Genomic DNA, 23,005 nt, shown 5'->3' with positions numbered 1-23,005 from the left:
TGTTTTTGGGATCGCCTGTCAGCGGCAGGCGTGCGTTGGATTGTGGGTGGTGAAATCGACCAGAATGGGCATGTCGCCCGACAGATCGGCCTCTTGGTAGCGGCTACGTTTCAGACCCCGGCACAGCGAGCCGGAGAATTCCATATTGATCCTGACCGAGCGGAGCAGGCCCATATAGGTGGCGTAATCGTCAATCTTTGCGCCCTGATAGGTCGGGAAAGCCAGATCACGCGGGCTGGGGGCGAGGTGTTTTTCGTCGAGGATCGCCAGATAGCGGGCCTTTTGGCGGATAGTCTCAGGGTCGGTAAACTCGGCGATTTCCACCAGGGCACGCGGCATGGTCAGAATTTCAGCAGGCAAGAAACCCATGGCAATCATCGCTTTGATCACCACTTCTTGCCGACGCTGAAACGCCTTGATGTCGAATTTCTCGCGCAGGGCGGCAAGGTCTTCATCGGGGTGGAGTTCAGCAAACACCGAGCCGAAACTGGTTCCGGCATTGATCGCCGCGTTCATTTCCTCGGCGGCCATGTGGTCTTGCAGCGTCACTACGGCTTGGCTGACCCAAGGCAGCACTTCGATCTGGCGCTTGATGCCCTCGGCCATCAGGAAGGCGAAGTTGGGCGAGCACCAATATGTCGGCAGACGAAAGCTGACATGCACCGTGCTGGTGTTCTGTTCGGGTGGGCTGGTGATCGACACCGCCTCGATGAAGCCCATATCGGTTACGGGTTCATCGAGTTCGGGATCCATCACCAGATCAAGCCGCGCCCATACCTGTTCCAATGGGGCTTGGTTTAACGGAGCATCGTCCAAGGGGAAAGATAGGGGCGCGGTCATGGTCATCACTCGGCTGCGATTGACATCGGGTGCGCGGCAAATTCGGCTTTGCGCGCGGCGACGTCGATGTTGTAAAGCCGGGCGGCATTGAGGCCGAGGATCTTTTCCTTGATCTCATCGGTCAGTTGCACGCCGCCACGTTCTGCCGAGATGTCTTCCGGGATCTGGAAGGCCCACAGCTTTTCGACCAGCCATTTCGGCGTCCAGATAGCATAGTCCGAGCCGAACAGGATCTTCTCTGGCCCAAGCCAGAACAACAGTTCCGCAATGATCTCACCGAAGTAACGCGGGCGCGAGTGGATGAACGGCAGCGCCACAGCAAGCCCTGCGAAGACGTTGGTTTCCTGCGTCGCGATCCAGCAGAAATCATCCAGACGCGGCAGGCCGCAGTGCTCGATGATCCAGTTCAGGCCCTGGAAATCGGTGGCGGCGTAATCCACATCATGCACATCGAAGGCGTCTTTGTTCAGCGGCAGGATGGTCGGGCCTTTGTGGACATGGATGTTCTTGATGCCCAACTTTTCGCAAAGCTCAAAGCATTTGTAGGCATCGGGGTCGTTCAGCCGCCAGCCTTTGGAGGCCCCATTCCATTCGGCGGTGTACATTTTCACCCCCTTGATGTCATAGGTCTCTTTCATGAAGTGGATGTATTCCAAGGCTTTTTCGCCATCGCGCGGATCAAACGCGCCGTTGACGATGAAGCGGTTTGGGAACTTCTTGGCCACCGACATATTGCGTTCGATGTTGTTGAAGCCGTCCTTGTAAAAGTCCGAAAGATAGGTCGAATTCAGGATCGCCATATCGTCCGGCCCGTCGATGAACAGGTCGTTGTACAGATCATCGGCAGAGTATTTCTCAAACTTCTTCTTGTCCCACAGCTCTTCCTTCGGGCTTAGGCCGGTGTGGTAGGCGTAAAAGCAGTCGATGAACTGCTTGCCGTGGATGTTCTTCTGGTTTTCGGGGCTGCCATCCCAGAAATGGGTGTGGCCATCCAGCACGAAAATCTCTTTGCCTTCGGGGGTTACATACATCTTCGTCGCCTTTGGGAATGGGTTGGGTGGTGGCGCGGGGTTTGCCCCCGCACCGGATTTTCAGATGTATTCGAGCATCTCGTTCATATCGCCGAACAGGATCACCGTGTTGTCGTCGGTGCGCACCATGCGGCCGTAGTGGGTCGAGGAATTCACCTCGAACAACTCGGCGGTCATCTCGCGGCCCAGAAATTCGCTGATCTCATCCATCTTGAAGATCAGCTTACCCGAGCCATCAATGCGGATCAGCGCGGGGTTATAGGTGACGGTCACCCCGGGCTTGGCATCCATGAATTCAGCGATGGCGCGGGCCTCGACCGAATCCGACATCGTGACACCGCATTGATGCGAAACGGTTTTATCAAAGGTGATGTCCTTCATCGCCTTGAAGATGTTGTCGTGCGAATTGTCGCGTGCAACAGTTGACATAGGATTTCCTTTCAGCGGGACAGGGAAACTTCGCCGAGGATCTTGGCGAAACGTTCTTCGGACACAGCACGCGCTTCTTCAAAGCTGATCGGCTTCGAATGCGGCTTCGACCAGATCGGCTGCAACTGGCGGGCGGCTTTGTCGGCCAGCGCGCCGTGCTTCTTGACCCAAGACTGGAACAACGTGCGGTTCGCCGCGCCGAACTTTTCGTCATTGGCCAGTAGCCAGATCAGGTCGATGGCATTGGCGAGATTGCGCTCATAGTCGCCTTCTGCCGCCGCGATCACCGAGGGGGTCATGAAGTCGTTGTTGGCGGCGCCAAACTGCATCAGGAAGCCCGAGCGGAACAGCTCGCCCACCAGCGGCTCGAACACCAGATTGATCGCGAAATACTGTTCGAGATAATCTTCGGTGCCCATGATGGTTTCAACGGCTTCGCGGGTGCCTTGCCACATCGGGTCTTCCAACCAAGCGGTTTTGCCCGCCTCGTCATCCCACCCCGCAATATCCATACCGATCTCGGCCAGATACAGCGTGATGTCCTGCGACAACCGCAGTTTGTACGACGAATTGGTGAGCGTCGCGTTATTGATCATCTGGGTGTAGCCGCCGCGCTGTGCCTGCATCAGCGCACAGCCCAAGCCAAATTCAGCGTGTTTCCAAGCGCCCAGATGCTTCTGCAAGGTCTTGCCCCAAGCGGCATCAAACGCCAGCTGCGCGCCGGATTTGCGACCATTGGCGATCACCGCCTGCACCATCACCTCAATGCGCGACTGGCGCTGGTAATGCGTGCGCTCCCATTCCTGATCGGGGGCGCGGAAAGCGTGCCAGTTACTGCTTTGCGCCTTGGTGCTGTTTTTCTCATAAGCCCCGCGACCATCGGGAAACGAGATGATCCAATCCTGGATCAGGTAACGCTCCGGGTCGGGCTGCACGTCCACCGTCACATCTTCGTAATGGGTGGCGCGCTTGGCGCGGGGTTCAAAGTAGCGGTAACGGCGGCTTTCGCTGTCGGCGAAAATCGCGGCTCCTGCGGCGCCTGAGCCAACCGAGCTTGATGTGGCAACCATGTCTCTCTCCCTTGTGGTGGGTTTTAACCCTTTGGTATCAATGCGCTTTGATGGGCGCGGGTGCGGTGGACGGGGTGAACTTGTCGTAGAAGGTGCGCTCGGGGTCGAAATCGAGCATGAACAGAACCGGGCTGAGCGCGTCGATCATCGGCGGTGGGCCGCAGGCATAGGCATCGCCATCTTCGATACCCAAGCGCTTCAACTCGCTGCCAACCACCTGATGCACAAAGCCCTGTGCGCCGTGCCAATCGGGATCGTCGCTGGCATGCGACAGAACCGGCGTGAAGCTGATTTCCGGGTGGGCGGCAGTGATCGCCGCGATCTGCGGCAGATAGAACAGATCAGTCTGGGTGCGTGCGCCGTAGAAGAAATGCACCGGGCGGCTTTCACCGCTGGCGATATGGTCATGCAGGATCGACCAGATCGGCGACATGCCCGAGCCTGCGGCGACCAGCACTATGGGCCCTTGGCGTCCTTCGCGGCGGAAACAGGTGCCGTAGGGTCCACGGACGTTGACGGCGGCGCCGACTTCGATACCGCCTGCGTCGAGTTCATTGCTGAACTTTCCGTCGGGGTATTTTTTGATGATAAACCGGAGTTTTTGGGTTTGGTCCGGCGTATTTGCCATGGAGAACGAGCGCGTAATCTCCTCCCCATCTTTGGTTCTGACGGTGATGTCGACATATTGCCCGGCCCAAAATTTGATCGGCGTTTCGATATCAATTTCGATGGCCCGGATGTCATGCGTCAGGTTGGATTTGGCCGTGATCTTCCCCTTGAAGTCTTTGACCGCGATGGATTTCGACAGCAGTTCTTCGTCGAAATTCAGCAGCTCGATGGTCAGATCGTCTTGTGCGAGGGAACGACACAGCAAGATGCCGCCCTGTTCGCGCTCGCCATCCGACAAAGCGAAAGTGGAGTATTTCAGCAGTTCGACCTCGCCTTCGACTAGGTTGCATTTGCAGGCCGAACATTGGCCCTCTTTGCAGCCATGCGGCAGCGAAATGCCCTGACGGAAGGCGGCATCCAGCACGGTCTCGCCGGAGGCCACTTCGAATTCGACCCCGACGGGTTCCAATCGAACGGTGAAGGTTTCTGACATCTGATGCGGCCTTTTGCAGAGTGCAGGTTTCAATCCCCTGCCCAAAGCGGGCAGCGGCGTGGGGTGTATGGGCCGGAATATCCGGCCCATGTTCAGGGGGTTAGTTGCAGGGGTTGATCGTGAAACCCTTGGCATAGTCGGCGAGATGCGCCTTGCGGGTTGCCTCATCCATGCCGCGCAGGGCGTTCAGTGGCGAGCCGAGTGTGTGGCCGCGCACATGATCCAGCGTCCACATGTCTTTGTCGTCAAAGCGCAGGTGCGGTTGCGGGATCAGGGTTTTGCCATCCGAACGCACGAAGTTCAGATCGACAATCGCATCGGCCAGATCGACGCCATCATACAGCGTTTCCCATTCGCGCTTGCCCGAGAACCGGCCCATCGCGGGGGTCGGACGGCCTTGGTATTCGTCAGCGAAAGCCTCAACCGCCGTCCAGCGGTCGATCTCATGCGCAAACGTGTGCAGTTGGCCGTCGATGGTATCCACCACCATATCTTCGCGGATCAGGCAGGGAACCAAGCAAGACCAGCAACGATGCGGATAGACGTAACCGACTTCCTCGTTGAAGGTGATGACCTTTTGGCCGGGCTTCGACAGCTTGGCATACCATTTCCAGAAATCGCCGAATTCAGCATACCAGCCGGGATACTTGTGTTCGAACCATTCGAAGTCTTTCTCGGTCTGCGCCTCGATCCGCCAAAAGTTGACCGGCCAACCGACTGCAAAGAACTGCCCGACCTTGTGGACGTAGTTCTTCTTGGTGATCCGCTCCCACGCCAGGGTCACGTCATCATGGTGGATTTTGATGCCGTATTTTTCCATCGGAAGCATGTAGGTGCGGTAGTAATCTTCGTAGACCCAGCGATGCCACATCTCGGCATAGCTTTCCTTGTTCTTGTCGCGGTCGGTGGTGCCGTATTCGATGAAGGTGCCGATGGCCGCATCGACGATAGCATGGTTCTGCCAGAAGGCATATTTCATGTCGCGTTCGATCAGCAGATGGTTCTCCGGCTCTTTCAGCGCGGCCATCATCAGCGAGTGGCCGTTGCCGATGTGACGGGATTCGTCGGACTGCACCGAGAGGAACACCGTGGGCAGTGCATAGTCGCCATTGCGGGCAGCTTCGGACGGCATGGCCACGAACAGCGTGTTGGTGAACGCGGTTTCGGCCACAACCGTCAGATACATACAGGCCGAGGTCATCGCATCGCCGGTGATGAAGCCCTCGCCGAACTGCCGCCCGATGGTGGTGGCATAGCACTTTCCGAACGCTTCTTCGGTGATATCGAAGCCCGCAGGGTCGATATAATTCTCCATATACCACTTTTTCAGGTTCATCTGAATCGTGGAGTGGCGGAATTCATCGACCATCTGCATGGTGAAGCCGGTGCGCAGGTCTTCTCCCGGTGCGAGACGGCTGACCATCGCCATCGAGCGGGCAGCGCTGATTTCCGGGAACGGGATGATGGCGAGGAACAGCTTCATCCATTCGACCCAGCGGGGTTCGACGTTGCGGAACATATCGCCACGCAAAGCGGCATCTAAGGCACCGTAGACCCGGTTGTCCTTTTCTTCCTGCATCGAGAAGTAGGACCGCAGCACCTGCTTCATCGGATCGCGGGGGGCTTTGGTGATCTTGTAGTCGCTGGGGTAGGTCATCGCTTCCTGAACGTAGGAAGGATTCCACCCCAGATCGGCGCATTTGCGGGTCGCATCGGCCACCGAAATGCCCTTTTGCGCGGTAATTTTGTTGAGTGTCAGAGTCGACATTGTTGCTCACCTTTTTGGTTCGAGTTGCTGTGGGCAGGACCGTCGGCAAAGGTCAGAGAACTGCGTTTCGCAGCCATCCAAGACGTCGGATCAGTTTCACGGGGTGTGAATTTCATTCGCAACGCAGGCCTCCCTTCCTTCGTTCTTTGAGCCACCTTGAGTTGTCGCGGCGGCTGTTCTTTTTCTTCGATGAGGCAATGTAGGGGCCAAAATCCACTGCGGCCAAACAGATAATTTTTTGTAACGAACGGCTACGAATTGTAATGAATGGTTACGGATTCATAATTTGTCGCAATGTTGGCGGCGGTAGATATGCTGTGGACTGCGGAGGAAAAATCGGGTGATCCGGTTTTGGTGCGGAGCAGGCATATGTCTGATTTAGAACAGATTTCTGACAAGATGGCTGAGTTGCAAAAGCTGCGGGTCGCGGTCGTGGGTTTGCTGTGCCAAGAGAACTGCAAGCTGTTGAGCAAGCGTCAGCGGGTAGCGGGCAAAGAGATTGAAGTGATGTGTGCTGAACATGACCTGATCGAATATGTCGATCAGGCCGCCGCGCAGGCCGCACTGGATCAACTCTATCTGGAGCAGAGTTCTGCCCAGCAGGCCTTGGCCGAAACCGAGCAGGAAGCTGAGAAGCTGGAAACGTTACTGGCCCGGATCAGTGCCGATATTTCCGCGCTGTGCCAATCATAAACGGGGGAACCACCATGAAAGACGAACGCGCCCATTTGCAGCTTTTTGACCTGATTGCCCGTGATTGGCAGCTGGCCTCGCCCGTGGAGCAGATCAGCTTTAACGCCGATATTTCCGCCGTCGCTTTCGCCTGTGCGGATGGCTCGGTGCATCTGGCGGCCACTGCTGATAAAGCCTCACCCACCCTGCGCACGCGACGGGCGATTGACACCGGGCGGCTGACGATTGCGGCGCGCGAGAAGCCCTTTCTGCCGCTGAAAGTGGCGGAGTTTACGGAGGGGCGCAGTTCGGAAGTGGTGGCGTTTGGCGCGCAGGGTTTCGCCTTTGCCAAGACCAGTGGGCGGATCAACGCGCTGTCGGCGGGAGGGATCGCCTATCACATCCCACCGCGCGCGCAGGCGGCGATTGGGGTGTTGGCGGCGTCAGTGGATGGCAAGACCTTGGCCTATGCCAGCGGTACTGAGCTTTATGTTGCCAGTGCCGAAACCACCGACCCGCAGATGATTGCGCTGCCGGATATGATCAGCGCCGTGGCGTTTTCGCCCGATGGGCTGACGCTGGCCGTGGCGCAGGGAAACGCCGTTTGGCGACTGCCCCTTAAGGATCTTAACAGCCCTCCGATTGAAACCGTGCTTGCCGAACCCGCCACCGACTTGCAGTGGCACCCGGATGGCACTTGGATGGTGTGCCGGGCGGCGGCGGACGGGTTTTATCTGATCGACACCGCCCGCAACCATGCCCTTCACCGCAGCAACTTCCCCGCTGCCGTGCGCAGCACTGGCTTTGGGCAAAATACCAAGACCGTGGTTGCCTCGGGCGCGTTCCGCGTCGCCGCATGGGCGCTGGAGGATGGGCGCGATGTGGTGACGGGCAAGGCGGGCCTCGTGGTCGTCAATGCGGTGGCCACTTGCCCCAACCGCAATCTGGTGGCGGTCGGCTATGCCAATGGGCTGCTGAGCCTTGCCGAGATCGGCCAGCCATCCGAAATTTTGCTGCGCGAGGATACCGGTGCGGGGATCAGTGCAATGGTCTGGTCGCAGGACGGCCGCTTCCTCGCCCTTGCCGGAACCGACGGCTCTGCTGCTTTGGTCGAATTCCCCGACGCCATGTTCAAATCCTGACCCTGTTCACAGAAAGCACTCCGATGACCGCAGAACTCACCACAGAAGAAAAAAGCAAAGACGCGTTCTTTCAACGCATCGCCCTGATTGGCGAGGAAATGATCGCAGCCCATGGCCGCGACTTCGCCACCGGCGCGTTTGTGCTGGCCGCCCGCTGGATCAGTGAGGGCCGTTTGGGCGCGAAAATCCAAACCAAGGCCGAGCCGGGCGGCGAACAGCGACCAAACTAACCAGCGGACAGCCGCGTGTAACGCTTCGTTACAGCAGATTGGGTTTTTTTGCCCGGTTTCGATGCAATGCACGAAAACCCGCAGGCTGTGTTAGCCTGCGACAAAATGACACCCATCGCACACCAAGGAGTGAGTCGATTGGATATCCATTCTAGACTTAGCGCGACAAGACCGGAAGACAAGCGCGCCAAGGAATATCTTCAGCGCAACTGGGGCACCATCGAAAAGCTGGCCGATACCCTCAGCGGCGGCAAGTATTCGCAGGACAAGGCCCGCAAGGCGGCACCGCCTCCTCAGGCGCAGGGGTTGATCATTGTCGATCAGGCCGCGCCGCGCAGACCCGATGAAGCGGTGCCTTATGTGCGCGTCAGCCTGAACGGGCGGGTGGTGCTTGCGGATAGCAACACCGGTGTACAACTGGCTTTCCTGGGTGAAATCAAACGCTTGAACGGCGAGAAATGCTTTTTCATCGCAACGGCGGCGAATGGGTTCATCAGCCCGCTAGAGCCTGAAATTGTTGAAAAAATCGCAGATCTTGCGCAACGGGTGATCAACCGCGCCTATACGGAAGACCAGCTTGCCGACGACATCAAAGCGCGACTTGACATCGCGTAGCTTTATTGATGCCGATACGAACTTCGGGCGAAGCAGGAGCAGATCACCATAAGATTGCCCTGCGCCGAAGCTTAAGTCTACGGGAGGAGACTTAAATGATGACATCTGACCAGCGCAGCGGGCCTAAAGCCGCACGTCCAGATATTGATTTCACCGATGTAGACCCACGAGAAACCTCGCGGGCTTGGAACAAATTTCTGTCAAACCGCAACGCGCCCAGCCTGCCGATGGCCGGAGTGCGCTCGTTGATCTATCAATCTTGGGTGCGGTCCACCAGCACGGGCATCAAGCCAGAGCAATTTGCGGCGCCCTCCTTTGAACGCGGGATGGCGACAAAATCGAGCCATGATCAGGCCGAGTTGCGCCGGGCGGCGCGGACCTCAATGATGCGGATCGGCGATCTGCTGTCGGGGGCCGAGGCGATGCTGCTGCTGACCGACCGCGACGGTGTCATCCTCGAGACGGTCGGCGACAGTTCCACCCTGCGCAAAGCCTGCAAGATCAACCTATCGGTCGGCGGGTTGTGGAGCGAACATGCCTCGGGCACGAACGGGATCGGCACCGCGCTGTGGACGGGGCAGCCAGTATATGTCCATGGCGAGGAACATTTCTGCGAGGGCATGAAGGCGTGGAGCTGTGCGGCCGCCCCGATCCGCGATCCGATTGATCACAGCATCATCGGTGTGGTCAATCTGTCCGGGTTGACCCGAATTTTCCAAAAGCACAACGCCGCCTTCGCCGCCACCGCCGCCCGCGACATCGAACTGGTGCTACAGCAAGAGCAATCGCTGATGAACATTCGGCTGATGGAGGCGACGATGGGCAGCCTGCCCGGTCGAGCGATGGACAATTCGGACGGCTTTGCGATCATCGACCGTTTCGGCAGGCTGATCTTCAGCCGCAACAGCGGCGTCAATGTCGGGCGACCGGATCAGGATCTGGGGCTGGGCGCGCATTTTCTGGAATTGCCCGATGGCATTTCCGAAGCAAAAATCGCCGCCGCTTTGCCCAGCACACATTGCTGCGATGACATCCGGCTGATCGAGATCGACGGGATGATCAAGGGGGCGGCACTCGCGCTTCGGCAAAGACCAAAAGTGCCGCAGGCTGCAACCGTCATCCGACCCTCTGCTACGGCGCTCCCGGGCGTGCTAATCGGCACGACAGGGTTGAAGATCGTCGGCAAGAGCGAGGCTATCCTTGAGGCTTTGGACACCGCCCAGCGCATCGCTTCGGCCAATCAGCCGACATTGATTGAGGGCCAGACCGGGGTTGGCAAAGAGTTGTTTGCCCGCCTGATCCACGCGCGGATGTCGCCCGAAAGTGGCGATTGCTTCCGAACTGTCAACTGTGGGGCAATGAACCCGAAAATGTTTGGCGATGCGCTGCTGCAACCGCTGGAGGCGGGGCGCACCGAACCGCTTTGCTTGGACGAGATCGGCGAAACGTCGGCTGAGACGCAGCTATACCTGCTGCGCATCCTTGAGGAACAAAGCACGCGCCTGAATGGCCCGCATCCGCCCGCCGAAGCTTTGCACGTGCTGTCGCTGACCAACCGCGCCATGCGCGATGAGGTCGAAGCCGGGCGGTTCCGCCGCGATCTGTTCTACCGGCTGAGCACCTTGGTGCTGACAATCCCGCCGCTGCACGCGCGCGGCGAGGACGTCTTGCTGATCGCCGAGCATTACATCCGCAAGATCTGTATCGAGACCGGACGGGATCGGCTGATCTTCAGCCCCGAGGTGCAGGGTGCGTTGATGGCGCATGTCTGGCCCGGCAATGTGCGAGAGCTGCGCAATGTGATGCTGGGGCTGCACAGTCTGGCGAAATCGCGCACGGTGACGCTCGCCGATCTGCCCAGCGAAATCACCGCGCCCGCCGTGGCCAAGACCGGATTGACCGAGGTGTTTGCGACGCAAGAGCCAACCCTTGCGCGCGATGCTTCACTGAAACAGGCCGAAGTCAGGCTGATTGAAGACGCCCTGAAGCGTCACCACGGCAATCTCAGCAAGGCAGCGCTGGCGCTGGGGATTTCGCGACCGACGCTGTATCGCAAAATCGAGGCCTATGGGATCAGAACGCCATAGGTTTTGGTTCGGTCAATATAGCCCCAAATCCCGCATGATCGGCGGCCAATCCTTGATGCGTTTGCGCGCCTTGTCGGGGAATTTCCCGGCGACGGCGTGGATGATGACGTTCATCAGCGTGGTCATCGACCCGGTGCTTTCCAGAAACGCATCGACTTTGGTGGTGACGTGGAAGACGAAGGGGGTTTCGCGGGCAGCCCATGTGTTCAGCTCATCCGTCACCACCACCACTGTCATGCCCAGCTTACACGCCGTCTGGATGATCGGCAGCGCTTCGCGCGCATAGGGGGCCATATCGACCAGCACCAAGCAGCGTTTTTCCTGCGCGCGGCGGAAGGACGGGATCCATTCCACCAGCCCACCGTCATGCGGTGACAGGAACCGCACCGAGCCGCGCACGATGGAGAGCCTGCGGGTGAAGTCTTCAGCAATACCGCGAATGGTTTGGAATCCGATAACAAAAACCTCATCCGCCTCTGCGATGGCGTCGATGGCCAAGGGCCATGTTGGCTTGTCGACCTCATGCGCCAGCGCCAGCACCGCATCGGCATCGCGTTTCAGGATCGCGCCTATCTCGCCATCCAACAGGCGGAAATAGCGCTCACTCGGTGAGATATGGGTATGCACCAGCGCCGCCTGTAGGTCTTCCTTCAGGCCTTGCAGGCCCTTGAACCCGGCGCGCTTCAGGAATCGGCTGACGGTGATTTCACTGACGCCGGTTTTGGCGGCGATTGAAGCACCGGTCTCCAGCCCCAAGGTGGCCTCGTTCAGAATAAGCCATTGCACAATGACTGCCTCCGATTTGGTCAGGGCACCGGAAAGACTGCGCAAACGCGCGGCAAGGGGCGAATCTTCGGGAGTTTCGGTTCGATTATTCATGACAGAGTTTACATCAATTATTTGTTATGGTATCATTCTGTCATAACCATAACATGCTCGACTCGCCGCTACCAACAGATTTTGCCAATGCGGTGAGGCAAGGGCACCAACCGGGAGATCACCATGAAGGCTTTAGGAGTGGCCGTTGCACTGGCCCTGATGGCAGGTGCGGCGCAGGCCGAGGAAACACTGGCCCTGTATAACTGGGGCGATTACATCAACCCCGAAATTTTGACGAAATTCACCGCAGAAACCGGCATCAAGGTGACGTTGGACACCTATTCCTCGAACGAGGAAATGCTGGCGAAAATTCAGGCTGGCGCCACGGGTTATGACATCGTGTTCCCCTCGGTGCATATGAATGACATCATGTTGAAGCTGGGCCTGCTCGAAAAAACCGACATCAACCTGTCCCCAGATTTCAAGAACATCGACCCAGCCAATTTGCGTTCGAAAGAAGACCCGACCAGCAGCTATTGCCTGCCCTATGCCTGGGGCACGGTGGGGGTGTTTTACAACGAGAAAATCACCGGGCCGCTCACCTCTTGGGCAGATTTCTTTGCGGTGCCGGAAAAGACCGGCGGCAAGATCACCTTGCTGGACGACATGCGTGAAGTGCTGGCGATTGGGCTGATCGCCAATGGCAAATCGGTGAACTCGGCTGATCCGGCGGATATCAAACTGGCAACGGATTACATTCTGGCGCATAAGGCCAGCGTCTCGGCGTTTTCTTATGACAGCATGGCGATGATGACCTCGGGCGATATTGCGGCGGCGCATTTCTTCGTCGGCGGCAACGTGTTTTTCATTCAAATGCCCGAGATCAAATACATGATCCCCTCGGAAGGGGCGACGATGTATCAAGAAAACATCTGCGTGCTGGCCTCGGCCCCGGATAAGGAAAACGCCAAAAAGTTCATGGAGTTCTACCTGCGCCCGGAAATCGCGGCGCTGAATGTGGCGCAGCAGTATAATGGCACCGCCAACGTGCAAGCCCGCGAGCTGATCCCGGCTGAGATCAAGAACAACCCGAATATCACTGTCGGGCCAGAGACGCTCACGCGACTGCATATCTTTGAGGATATTGGAGCGGCGTTGAAGCTGTATGATCGCGCGTGGAACACGATCCGCACCGCGCAGTAAACAAAGCTTGGCAATGATCGGGTGGCCCTTTGTGGGCCGCCTTTGCTCACCGGGATATCTGGCATGGCACTTCTTGAAATCCGCAAAGCGCGGCGCGAATTCGTCACACCTGAAGGCGGGAGGTTTGCAGCACTTGATGGGATTGATCTCGACATCGGCGCGCATGAATTTGTCACGCTGCTGGGGCCTTCGGGGTGCGGCAAGACCACCTTGCTGCGGTCAATTTCGGGGTTTGAGACCCTTGATGGCGGCGCGATCTTGCTGGATGGGGCTGATCTTTCGACGCTGCCGCCGTTCCGTCGCCCGGTGAATACGGTGTTTCAAAGCTATGCGTTGTTCAGCCATATGTCTGTGGCGCGCAACGTGGGCTATGCTTTGGAAGTGCGCGGTGAAGATCGTGCAAGCCGCGAGCGAGCGGTGGCCGAGGCGTTGGAAAAGGTCGGGCTGACCGGAATGGGTACGCGCAAACCGTCGCAACTGTCCGGCGGGCAACGTCAGCGCGTGGCCTTGGCGCGGGCGATCATTGGTAAGCCTCGGCTGTTGCTGTTGGACGAGCCGCTGTCGGCACTGGACCGCAATCTGCGCCAGCAGATGCAGATCGAGTTGAAAACCCTGCAAAACACCCTTGGCATCGCGTTTATCTTCGTCACCCATGATCAGGAAGAAGCCCTGACCATGTCGGATCGCATTGTGGTGATGCGGGCGGGCCTGATCGAGCAGATCGGCACCCCGCGCCAGATTTACCGCCATCCGAAAAACCGCTTTGTCGCTGAGTTCATCGGCGAGACAAATCTTTTTGCACTGACTATTGACCGGATTGAGTCGGGGCAAGCTTTGGCCCGCACAGTTGAGGGGTTGGAGTTGCTGCTACCAGCAGGAACGGCCAAAGCCGGAGACAAAGCCGTGGCCGTGCTGCGTCCGGCGGATTTCACTTTGGCAGATCAAGGCATCGCCGCGACCGTAACAAAGGCGGTTTATCTGGGCGCTGACCTGCATCTGTTCGTGCAGCCCGCCGTCGGTGGCCCGGAAATCCGCGTCACCGCCCGGGATAGTGCCTTGGCCCCAAAAGAGGGCACAAAGGTGCATCTGGCCTATGATCCCGCAGCGTCGCATGTGCTGGAGGCGGCATAATGGCGATCCGCCGACAAACCCTTGTGCTGGCAACGCTTTTGACCCCGGTGACTTTGTTTCTGGGCGTGTTCTTCCTGCTGCCCTTGCTGATCATCGCGCTGTTTTCGTTCCTGACGCCCGGGCTTTACGGCGGGGTGGAATGGGCATTTTACCACTGGAACTATGGCCGGATCTTTGGCTGGGCCGATGACATCATCGAGGTTTACGAGCCGATCTATCTGCAAATCCTAGCGCGCAGCCTTGGCTTTGCCGCGCTGACGGTCTTGCTGTGTCTGCTGCTGTGCTATCCGGTGGCGTTCTGGGTCAGCCGCCTGCCAAACCGCTGGCGGATGTTGTTTCTGTTTCTGATCACGCTGCCGTTCTTCTCTAGCCTGATCGTGCGGCTTTATGCGTGGCTGTTGATCCTGAAACCCTCGGGCATTCTGAACACGGTGCTGATCGGCGTCGGGGCAATTTCTGAACCATTGGAAATTCTCTACACCCCCGCCGCTGTGGTGCTGGGGATGGTCTATGTCATGGTGCCGTTCATGTTTCTGCCGCTGTATTCGGCGGTGGACAATCTGGACCGCGCACTGATTGAGGCATCGATGGACCTTGGCGCGACGCGGTTGCAGACCTTCCTGAAAGTGGTGCTGCCGCAGACCTTGCCCGGTATCTTGGGCGGCGCGGTGATCGTGTTTATCCCCTCGGTCGGCAACTTCATCGTGCCGGATGTGCTGGGCGGCGCAAAGGGGCTGATGATCGGCAATCTCGTTGAGCAACAGTTCTTGTCGGCGCGCAACTGGCCGTTTGGCTCGGCGCTGTCGATGATCGTGATGGCGGTGGTACTGGCGGTGCTGCTGGGCTCCACGGCTGCAGCCAAGCGCAAAGGCGGTCAGAATGCGTAATCCGATTGGCTGGGCCGCGCTGACTTTGTTCTCGCTGGTGTTTTTCCTGTTCATCTACGCGCCATTGCTGGTGATCATCGGCTATTCGTTCAACTCCAACCCAGTCAATATGATGATCTGGGAGCATTTTACCTTTGATTGGTATCGCGGCTTGCTTGGCCTTGGCAGTCGCGCGGCGGACGCCAACAACCGCGCCGCCTATATCGAAAGCACCGACCAGATGCTGCGGGCTTTGCGCACCTCGCTGACGGTGGCTGTCGTCACCACAACGATTTCCACTTTGATCGGCACGGCGACCGCCATCGCTTTGGCGCGGTATCGCTTTGCGGCGAAAGGGTTTTACAACGGCTTTCTGATGTTGCCGATGATGATGCCCGATATTGTGCTGGGCATTGGCCTTTTGATTTTCTTTGTCACCATCGGGATGAACCTGTCGATGCTGACCATCATCATCGGGCATTGCACCTTCCTGATCTCTTACGTCTTCATCATCGTGCAGGCGCGCATCGCGGGGCTTGATCCGGCACTGGAGGAGGCTTCCGCCGATCTGGGGGCGTCGGAATGGGTGACATTGCACAAGGTTCTGCTGCCGCAACTGGCACCGGGGATCTTGGGTGGGGCGCTACTGGCCTTCGTGATCTCGATGGATGATCTGGTGATCACCTATTTCGTCGCAGGCACCGACAATACGACGCTTCCGGTGTTCATTTTCGGCATGGTGCGCCGGGGGGTGAAGCCAGAGATTAACGCCATTGCAACCATGATGATCGCGGCTTCCATCGTGATCGCGGCTTTGGGATTATGGCTGCGCGCCAGAAAGACAGAATGAGATGAAAGACACGAACGTAAAACTGGCCCAAAAACCGCGGGCCCGCGATCTTGGCTTGCCGTTTCCCGGCATCCCCGGTCCGCTGAATGCGATCACTGATGTGCCGGGCGTCGCGGTGGGGTTTTGCACCCTGACCGACCCTGATCGCAACATGCGTACCGGTGTCACCGCCATTCTGCCGCGTCCGGGCAATGTGCCGATGCCGGTCTGGGCGGGGCAATATTCCCTGAACGGCAATGGTGAGATGACCGGCACGCATTGGATCCATGATGCGGGCTATTTCGTCGGCCCGATCTGCATCACCAACACCCATGGCGTGGGGGCGGTGCATAGCGGGGCGACACGTTGGATGATCGACACCTATGCGGACTATTTCCAGAACCATCACGCTTGGGCGATGCCGGTGGTGGCCGAGACCTATGATGGTGTTCTGAACGACATCAACGCGCTGCATGTGCAGCCGGAACATGCCGTGGCCGCGCTGAACGCCGCCAGCACCGGGCCCGTGGCCGAGGGGTCCACAGGCGGCGGCAACGGCATGATCTGTTACGAGTTCAAGGGCGGCACCGGAACATCGTCGCGGAGGATCGAGATCGGCGGGCAAAGCTACACCGTCGCCGCCTTGGTGCAAGCCAACCACGGCATCCGGCCATGGCTGACCATTCTGGGCCGCCCGGTGGGCCAGTTGATGCCTGAGGATTCACTTCACGCGACTGAAATGGGCTCGATCATTGTGGTCATCGCCACAGACGCGCCTTTGTCAGGGCTGTCGCTGCGGCAGGTGGCCAAACGCGCGGCCATTGGCATCGGGCGGGGCGGCACGCCGGGGGGCAACAATTCAGGTGATATTTTCATGGCGTTTTCGACCGCCAACGCAGGCCCAGTGCCGCAATTTGCGCCCGCCGTGCTGAGCAAACAAGAGTTGAACGGCGAGCACATCGACCCGCTGTATCTGGCGTCGGTTGAGGCGGTCGAAGAAGCCATCGTCAACGCGATGGTTGCGGGGGAAGATGTGGCGACCTTCAAGCCGCCGGCGCATGTTTGCCGCGCGATTGACCCTGATCGCTTACGCGCGATTTTCCATCCGGCCTGACTGCGGCGCTGGGGCAACCAACAACCTGTGATGATCCATCACGCGGTTCGCACTTTTCCCCGCCCGCGCCTTCTGCCAAACTGGCTTTGGGGCGAAGGAGACCCAAGTTTGGTGAGTTCCGCACGTCTGCCACCTGCCCCCGCCTCTTTCCGCGCGCGGTTTTCCGCGCTGCGCAACCTCTGGCCGTTCCTGATGCTGGTGTGGCAAGCCAGCCGTGCACTGATGCTGATATCAATGGTGCTGCGCCTGATCCGCGCCGTGCTTCCGGTGGCGGCTTTGTGGATCGGCAAGCTCATCATCGACGAGGTGGTGCGGCTGTCGGCGCTGCCAAACCGCCCGGCTGATCTGTGGGGCTGGTGGAACAGCGACGCTTTGGGGCTGTTGATCGCCTATGTTCTGGCCGAATTTGCCCTAGCGATCCTGTCGGATGTGTTGGGCCGGGTGGTTGGATTGGTCGACACATTGCTGTCGGATCGTTTGACGATGTCATCTTCGATCCGGCTGATGGAACATGCCGCCACGCTCGATCTTGAAGATTTCGAGGATGCCGAGTTTCAGGACAAGCTGGAACGCGCGCGCAGGCAGGCCAGCGGGCGGATGACGCTGATGGGCCTGCTGTTTACCCAGATGCAGAACCTAGTCACCGTGGCGACCTTTGCCGCTGGCTTGGTGATTTTCAATCCATGGCTGATCCTGCTGCTGGCCTTGGCGCTGATCCCGGCTTTCATCGGCGAGGCGCATTTCAACGCGCAAACCTATTCGCTGGATTTTGGTCGCACACCCGAGCGGCGTGAACTCGACTATGTCCGCCAAACCGCTGCGAGCGTGGAATCTGCTAAAGAAGTCAAGATCTTCGGGCTGAACGGGTTTCTGACCGACCGTTACCGCGAATTGTCGGAAAGCTTCTACACCGCCAGCCGCAAGATTGCCCAACAGCGCGCGATATGGGGCGGGGTGCTGACGGCGCTTGGCACGCTGGGCTATTACGCCGCCTATGCGTGGATCATCGCGAGTACTTTGGCGGGGCAGTTATCGCTGGGTGATCTGACGTTTCTGTCGGGTTCATTCCTGCGACTGCGCGGGCTGCTGGAAGGTCTGCTGACCTCGTTTTCCTCCACCGCCGCGCAGGCGCTCTATCTTGACGATCTGTTCAGCTTTTTCGAGGTTCAACCCGAAATTCTCTCCGCCCCCGATGCCTTGGCCTTCCCCAATCCGATCCGCCAAGGCTTCGTGTTTGAGAATGTCGGATTCCGTTATCCGGGAGCAGAACGCTGGGCGGTGCGGGGATTAAATTTCACCCTGCACGCGGGTGAGACTTTGGCATTGGTGGGGGAAAACGGTGCGGGCAAAACCACCCTCGTGAAGCTGTTGGCGCGGCTGTATGACCCCGATGAGGGGCGCATCACGCTGGATGGTCAAGACCTGCGCCAATATGATCTGGACGGTTTGCGCGGGGCGATGGGGGTGATTTTTCAGGATTTCATGCGCTACAACCTCAGCGCTGCCGACAATATCGCGGTGGGTCGGATTGAAGAACGCGACAACCGCCCGCGTATTGTGGACGCCGCCCGCCGCAGTCTGGCTGATCAGGTGATCGACGGTCTGCCAAAGCAATATGATCAGATGATCGGCAAACGCTTTCGCAATGGGGTTGAGCTTTCGGGGGGTGAATGGCAAAAGCTGGCCATCGCGCGGGCCTATATGCGGGGGGCCGAGGTGTTGATTTTGGATGAGCCGACCGCTGCCTTAGACGCACGGTCAGAGTTTGAAGTGTTCCAGCGGTTCAAAGAGCTGAGTGCGGGGAAAACCGCCATCCTGATCTCGCATCGCTTCAGTTCGGTGCGCATGGCCGACCGGATTTTGGTGCTGGCTGATGGCCGGGTCGAATCCTCGGGCACCCATGCGGAATTGTTGGCGCAATCGGGCCGCTATGCGGAACTGTTTGAGTTGCAAGCCGCAGGTTATCGCTGAGGAATCTGTATTTTGTGTACATAACTGACTGTATAGACAGATATGTACACAAAATCTCACTGACCATCCCTGCGATGCACCGCAAAGCCATCAGTCTTCCGGTGGCGCACCACCGGATTCGCTGCGGGATCGCACGAAGCGGTCAAGCAGATCTGCTACACCGTCACAGGCTTCGGGCGGGGTAAAATCGGCAAGCCGTTGCTTCCAGATCGCTGTTGCCCGCTGATCAGCCGTCAGCGCCCCGGCTTCGGTCCAAGCGCCGTGGTTTGACAAATCCGCCACCAACGGGCGGTAGAACGCGGTCTGATAGCGCTCCATCGTATGCGCGACCGAGAAGAAATGGCCCCCCGGCTGCACCTCGGCAATCGCGTCAAAGCCCAAAGCCGCCGCATCTGCAGGGGCGGGCTGGGCAAGTTCGGCGATCGTCTGCAGCGATTCAATGTCGAGGATGAATTTCTCGTAGCCCAGCGTCAGCCCGCCTTCGAGCCAACCTGCCGCATCGACCGTCACCATCGCATTGCCCAATAGCGCGCCCCAAAGCGCCATGATCGTCTCGGACGCCCCTTGCGCATCTGCTGTGTTCGAAGCAGCCCCGGTGGCCGAGCGCCACGGCAGGCCGATATACCGCGCCAACTGGCCCGAGCCCATGCAGGCGCGGATATGTTCGGGCGTGCCAAAAGCGGGCGAGCCGGACTTCATATCGACGTTCGACAGGAAGCCGCCATAAGACACCGGCGCGCCAGCCCGCGTCATCTGGGACAGGGTGATCCCCGCCATTGCCTCGGCATGTTGCAGCATCAACGCGCCGGAAACCGTGATCGGCGCCATCGCGCCCGCCAGACAGAACGGCGTGATGATCGACATTTTCCCAGCGCGGGCGAAGTCAATAATGCCGCGTTACATCGGAATATCCAACTGACGCGGTGAGTTAGAGTTGATCACGGTTGTCGCCCAGACGCCGTCCTCAAAACCCGCCGCGTCCAAGCCGCGCGCAAGGCGGATCATCTCGAAGCTTTCTTCAACCTGCTGACGACCGCGCGCATAGACAAACAGCGGCTTGTCGCAGTTTTCCAACTGGCCCTTCATCATCGCGTAGTGGCGCAGATGGATCGGCACATCCTGCGGCTCGACCGAGGGGCCGTGCATGTGGATCACATCAAAGTATTGCTGCAGGCGCAGGGTTTCCAGATAGCCCTGCAGATTGCCGGGTCTGCGACCACGCTCACGGTCAAAGGCGTTCGGGCAGCCCGCGCCCGCCATGAACAATATGGAACCAGGGCGGTAGTCCTGCTCGCGCGCCGGATTGGCAGCGCGTAGGCGCATGGATTTGGGTGCCATTGCCAAGGCAGAGCCGACCATGTCGCAACCGATGCGCGCCATTTGGCTGTCTTCATCCACCAGTGCCCCGCCGCGCCGCAGGATATCGCGCGCCTCAGTAAGCAGAACGCGCATCCCCAGCTCTTCCAAGATGCGCAGAGCACCTTCGTGCATGGCAGCGATCTGATCATCCGGAAAGGTCGCCTGTGGGGCGAGCGGATGCGTCAGCCGCACGTAGGCTGGGTTTGATGTGCTCGTCTGAACGGCAGGGCGGCGCGCCCGCACCCTGCCCTGCCGACCGCCAGTTTGCTTTTCCATCGGCCCTCCGCAAAAGCTTGTTGTGATCTTGCGGTATGTGGACATACATGTACATAATATTATTTGATCTGGCGGCGCGGATGCCTTCTTAGCTTGTAGCATCGCCATTTTCATCGTTATGGTTCTGGCCAAAACAGCAAGAGAGTTGAAATGGTCGTCATAGCTGCACAGGCTAAATCCGATGCCATGGCACCGGGCCGCTCCACGCGTGAGGATTGGCTGAAATTGGCGTTGCAGACCTTGATCCGAGACGGAATCGACCGGGTCAAAATTCAGATCATGGCCAAGCAGTTGAACGTTTCGCGCTCTAGCTTCTACTGGTTCTTCAAAAGCCCACAGGATCTGCATGACCAGATGCTGGAGCAGTGGCTTGAGAAAAATACCGGGCCGATCCTCCAGCGGGCTTTGCGCCCGGCACGTACGATCTGCGAGGCGATCCTGAATGTGTTCGAATGCTGGGTGAACGAAGACCTGTTTGACCCGCATCTGGACGTTGCGGTTCGGCTCTGGGCCCGGCGCGCGCCTGAAGTGCTGGAGGTGGTTTCCGGCGCGGATCAGCAGCGGCTTGATGCGCTGACCGGCATGTTTCTGCGCCATGGTTTTGCCGAGACCGATGCGCTGGTGCGGGCGCGGGTTTTGTATTTCACCCAGATCGGGCAGTATACGCTGGATATTTGCGAAGACTTGGACGTGCGGTTTTCACGGACCCGCGCCTATCTGCTGGCGTTTTGTGGGCAAGAACCGAGCGAAAACGAACTCGCCCGGTTTAAAGGGATTGCTCTGACGGCAAGCGGCAAGGGGTGATCGCTACTGATTGCGGCCTTGGGGTTTGCGTGTTCGGGTTGCGGTCTTGGCCCCGATTTGGTCAGGCCGTTATGGCATACAAGCGGGCGGCACAGATGAAATCATTCTCGGTTAAGCCACCCAGTTCGTGGCTGGTGAAGGCAGCCCCGCCCGAAACCCACATCCAGGTGATGCCCCATCTTCTCGCCCAGCCAAGCCGCGAGATTGGCCATCTGCACCGCTTTGGCAAAACCCTTGAAAGTAAAACGGCGCAAAAGGCGGCTGCCGTCCAGCTGCCAGTCGGGATGTAGGCCCAGCATCATTGCCGCTGGATCAGGCAGTATTGCACCTGCGCCTTGACAGGGCGCGCAGTCGCGCTGCGTCAGATCGCACAGGGTCATTCAAACCGCCTTCGGTGGATATTTGGGCGCATGCAGCCCCAACGCGCGCGCCGTGGCCACATCCGCCAGCAGGTCACGCTGGGCTGCCGCGAACAGATCGTCCAGATCCTCGATCACGAAATAGACCGGTTGCAGAATGTCGATCCGGTAGGGTGTGCGCAGAATGTCGATCACATCGAACGGCCGCAATTCTGGCTGGCCCGAGGTCGCCCATTGCAACTCGGCGATGGAGGAAGCCAAGCCCGAGCCCAACCCCTTCAGCACGCCCTTTTCCCGCGTCAGACCAAATTCGATGGTGAACCAGTAAAGCCGAATCAGCCAGGCGTAATCGACCTTTTCCGCCCGCATCCCGGCTTGCCCGATGGCATGGCTGAAGCCAGCAAAACGCGCATCGGTCAGCAGCGGCGCATGGCCGAAAATTTCGTGGAAGATGTCGGGTTCTTCGATGTAATCGAAATGCTCGCGCCGCCGGATGAACGACGCCGCCGGAAAACAGCGATCCGCCAGAAGTGCGAAAAACCGCCAGAAGACAATTAGGGCTGGCACCGGTTCAACCCGCCAGCCGGTGGTCGCGCGCAGAGCTTCTGTGACCTCGGCGCATTGCGCGACGCGGTCGGTCGGCAAGCGCAACTGTGCCAGACCGTTAAGGTAGGGGCTGGCCATCCGCTGCTGCACCGACGGCATCTGCCGCGCCATCAGATCGTGCCAGACGCTGTCTTCGGCGGCGTCATAGGCAATGTGCCCGCTACTATCCGGCAGTTTTGCCGCGTAATCGGTGGATTTTGGCATGGCTTCCCCCCTAAGTATTCAGTCCCGGCATCCGGTGGATCGGGTTTAGGATGAATCGATCTGGCTCTGATGTCCAGATTTTGCAGATGTATGCGTAGGGCGTGAGGCCGTTCAGCGTCTTGTGCCGTCGGGCGAAGTTGTAGGCTGCCAGGAAGTCGGCAAGGTGCGTGCGTAGCTGTCGTAGTGGAAGCGCTTGATCGTCGCGTCCTTGATCGTGCGGTTCGGTTGGCTGACAGCTGTTTGCCGTCAAACACCGAGAAGCATTCGCTCGACTTGGCCGTTCGTCCATGGGTGGTTGGGTTTCGTCAGCCTGTGTTCAATCCCGTTGGCCTCGCAGATCATGTCGAAGCGCATTGGCCGGGAATAGATGGTATTGCGGTTCCGTGGCCGCTCGGCGAACCGGATGCCCCTCGCCATTGGGCTTGAACCCGTGGCGCTTCCAATGGCTCGATCGGTGAGAATGGTATGAACCTGATAG

21 protein-coding genes and 2 pseudogenes are annotated in these 23,005 nt (G+C 58.8%); 12 read left to right on the top strand and 11 right to left on the bottom strand.

Annotated elements, in window-relative coordinates:
- Positions 1 to 18: 18 nt before the first annotated feature.
- From AKV04_RS16710 to AKV04_RS16685, 6 genes are all read right to left on the bottom strand, one after another.
- Positions 19 to 840, bottom strand: a complete 822-nt coding sequence (locus AKV04_RS16710; protein ID WP_082351706.1) for an iron-sulfur cluster assembly protein — start codon at positions 838 to 840, stop codon at positions 19 to 21.
- A 5-nt stretch (positions 841 to 845) separates the two neighbouring features.
- Entirely contained in the window at positions 846 to 1,871 is a 1,026-nt protein-coding gene (locus AKV04_RS16705) for an amidohydrolase family protein (protein WP_054007559.1), read from the bottom strand.
- 60 nt (positions 1,872 to 1,931) lie between these two features.
- Positions 1,932 to 2,300: an MmoB/DmpM family protein gene (locus tag AKV04_RS16700; protein WP_054007558.1), complete on the bottom strand. Its 369-nt coding sequence runs from the start codon at positions 2,298 to 2,300 to the stop codon at positions 1,932 to 1,934.
- Between the two features lie 11 nt (positions 2,301 to 2,311).
- The gene (locus AKV04_RS16695; protein WP_054007557.1) at positions 2,312 to 3,370 is read right to left on the bottom strand and encodes an aromatic/alkene monooxygenase hydroxylase subunit beta; all 1,059 of its coding nucleotides are present in this window, start codon (positions 3,368 to 3,370) and stop codon (positions 2,312 to 2,314) included.
- A gap of 37 nt (positions 3,371 to 3,407) precedes the next feature.
- Complete coding sequence (locus AKV04_RS16690) at positions 3,408 to 4,472, bottom strand: NADH:ubiquinone reductase (Na(+)-transporting) subunit F (RefSeq protein WP_054007556.1); 1,065 nt, start codon at positions 4,470 to 4,472, stop codon at positions 3,408 to 3,410.
- Positions 4,473 to 4,572: 100 nt separating this feature from the next.
- On the bottom strand, positions 4,573 to 6,240 hold the full coding sequence (locus AKV04_RS16685) for an aromatic/alkene/methane monooxygenase hydroxylase/oxygenase subunit alpha (protein ID WP_054007555.1): 1,668 nt from the start codon (positions 6,238 to 6,240) through the stop codon (positions 4,573 to 4,575).
- 294 nt (positions 6,241 to 6,534) lie between these two features.
- Between AKV04_RS16685 and AKV04_RS16680 the strand changes: the two genes are divergently transcribed.
- The 5 genes from AKV04_RS16680 (at position 6,535) to AKV04_RS16660 (ending at position 10,986) form a co-directional block, all read left to right on the top strand.
- Positions 6,535 to 6,933 carry a hypothetical protein gene (locus AKV04_RS16680; protein ID WP_054007554.1) on the top strand — a complete coding sequence of 133 codons (399 nt, stop codon included), beginning with the start codon at positions 6,535 to 6,537 and terminating at the stop codon, positions 6,931 to 6,933.
- A 14-nt stretch (positions 6,934 to 6,947) separates the two neighbouring features.
- The gene (locus AKV04_RS16675; RefSeq protein WP_054007553.1) at positions 6,948 to 8,054 is read left to right on the top strand and encodes a WD40 repeat domain-containing protein; all 1,107 of its coding nucleotides are present in this window, start codon (positions 6,948 to 6,950) and stop codon (positions 8,052 to 8,054) included.
- Positions 8,055 to 8,077: 23 nt separating this feature from the next.
- Positions 8,078 to 8,284: a hypothetical protein gene (locus AKV04_RS16670; RefSeq protein ID WP_054007552.1), complete on the top strand. Its 207-nt coding sequence runs from the start codon at positions 8,078 to 8,080 to the stop codon at positions 8,282 to 8,284.
- A 48-nt stretch (positions 8,285 to 8,332) separates the two neighbouring features.
- Complete coding sequence (locus tag AKV04_RS16665) at positions 8,333 to 8,899, top strand: hypothetical protein (protein ID WP_202905643.1); 567 nt, start codon at positions 8,333 to 8,335, stop codon at positions 8,897 to 8,899.
- Positions 8,900 to 8,994: 95 nt separating this feature from the next.
- A complete protein-coding gene (locus AKV04_RS16660; RefSeq protein WP_054007550.1) occupies positions 8,995 to 10,986 on the top strand; it encodes a sigma-54-dependent Fis family transcriptional regulator in 1,992 nt (663 codons plus the stop codon).
- Between the two features lie 12 nt (positions 10,987 to 10,998).
- On the opposite strand, the gene AKV04_RS16655 is transcribed toward AKV04_RS16660, so the two are convergent.
- Positions 10,999 to 11,865, bottom strand: coding sequence for a MurR/RpiR family transcriptional regulator (locus tag AKV04_RS16655; protein WP_054007549.1), 867 nt, complete (start codon positions 11,863 to 11,865; stop codon positions 10,999 to 11,001).
- A gap of 123 nt (positions 11,866 to 11,988) precedes the next feature.
- Between AKV04_RS16655 and AKV04_RS16650 the strand changes: the two genes are divergently transcribed.
- The 6 genes from AKV04_RS16650 (at position 11,989) to AKV04_RS16625 (ending at position 18,919) form a co-directional block, all read left to right on the top strand.
- Positions 11,989 to 13,008: a polyamine ABC transporter substrate-binding protein gene (locus AKV04_RS16650; RefSeq protein ID WP_156317611.1), complete on the top strand. Its 1,020-nt coding sequence runs from the start codon at positions 11,989 to 11,991 to the stop codon at positions 13,006 to 13,008.
- Between the two features lie 63 nt (positions 13,009 to 13,071).
- Entirely contained in the window at positions 13,072 to 14,139 is a 1,068-nt protein-coding gene (locus AKV04_RS16645; RefSeq protein ID WP_054007547.1) for an ABC transporter ATP-binding protein, read from the top strand.
- The gene (locus AKV04_RS16640; RefSeq protein ID WP_054007546.1) at positions 14,139 to 15,026 is read left to right on the top strand and encodes an ABC transporter permease; all 888 of its coding nucleotides are present in this window, start codon (positions 14,139 to 14,141) and stop codon (positions 15,024 to 15,026) included. The genes AKV04_RS16645 and AKV04_RS16640 overlap by 1 nt, the downstream gene beginning before the upstream one ends.
- On the top strand, positions 15,019 to 15,855 hold the full coding sequence (locus tag AKV04_RS16635) for an ABC transporter permease (RefSeq protein WP_054007545.1): 837 nt from the start codon (positions 15,019 to 15,021) through the stop codon (positions 15,853 to 15,855). Before AKV04_RS16640 ends, AKV04_RS16635 begins: the two co-directional genes overlap by 8 nt.
- A gap of 1 nt (position 15,856) precedes the next feature.
- Entirely contained in the window at positions 15,857 to 16,948 is a 1,092-nt protein-coding gene (locus tag AKV04_RS16630; protein ID WP_054007544.1) for a DmpA family aminopeptidase, read from the top strand.
- Between the two features lie 111 nt (positions 16,949 to 17,059).
- Complete coding sequence (locus AKV04_RS16625; protein ID WP_235815678.1) at positions 17,060 to 18,919, top strand: ABC transporter ATP-binding protein; 1,860 nt, start codon at positions 17,060 to 17,062, stop codon at positions 18,917 to 18,919.
- 90 nt (positions 18,920 to 19,009) lie between these two features.
- Here AKV04_RS16625 and AKV04_RS16620 read toward each other — a convergent pair.
- Positions 19,010 to 20,554 (bottom strand): annotated as a pseudogene (locus AKV04_RS16620) (trimethylamine methyltransferase family protein).
- A 150-nt stretch (positions 20,555 to 20,704) separates the two neighbouring features.
- Between AKV04_RS16620 and AKV04_RS16615 the strand changes: the two are divergent.
- Positions 20,705 to 21,358, top strand: coding sequence for a TetR/AcrR family transcriptional regulator (locus AKV04_RS16615; RefSeq protein WP_054007543.1), 654 nt, complete (start codon positions 20,705 to 20,707; stop codon positions 21,356 to 21,358).
- Positions 21,359 to 21,459: 101 nt separating this feature from the next.
- Here AKV04_RS16615 and AKV04_RS27900 read toward each other — a convergent pair whose 3' ends face one another.
- The 3 genes and pseudogenes from AKV04_RS27900 to AKV04_RS16600 all read right to left on the bottom strand — a co-directional run.
- Positions 21,460 to 21,657 carry a 4a-hydroxytetrahydrobiopterin dehydratase gene (locus AKV04_RS27900; protein ID WP_407638463.1) on the bottom strand — a complete coding sequence of 66 codons (198 nt, stop codon included), beginning with the start codon at positions 21,655 to 21,657 and terminating at the stop codon, positions 21,460 to 21,462.
- Positions 21,658 to 21,738: 81 nt separating this feature from the next.
- On the bottom strand, positions 21,739 to 22,527 hold the full coding sequence (locus tag AKV04_RS16605) for a phenylalanine 4-monooxygenase (RefSeq protein WP_054007541.1): 789 nt from the start codon (positions 22,525 to 22,527) through the stop codon (positions 21,739 to 21,741).
- 10 nt (positions 22,528 to 22,537) lie between these two features.
- Positions 22,538 to 23,005 (bottom strand): annotated as a pseudogene (locus AKV04_RS16600) (integrase core domain-containing protein); the annotation flags it as partial.

Origin of the sequence: Cypionkella psychrotolerans, assembly GCF_001294535.1 — a bacterium.
In the GTDB taxonomy this organism is placed as follows: domain Bacteria; phylum Pseudomonadota; class Alphaproteobacteria; order Rhodobacterales; family Rhodobacteraceae; genus Cypionkella; species Cypionkella psychrotolerans.
This window is presented reverse-complemented; position numbering and strand designations above follow the sequence as displayed.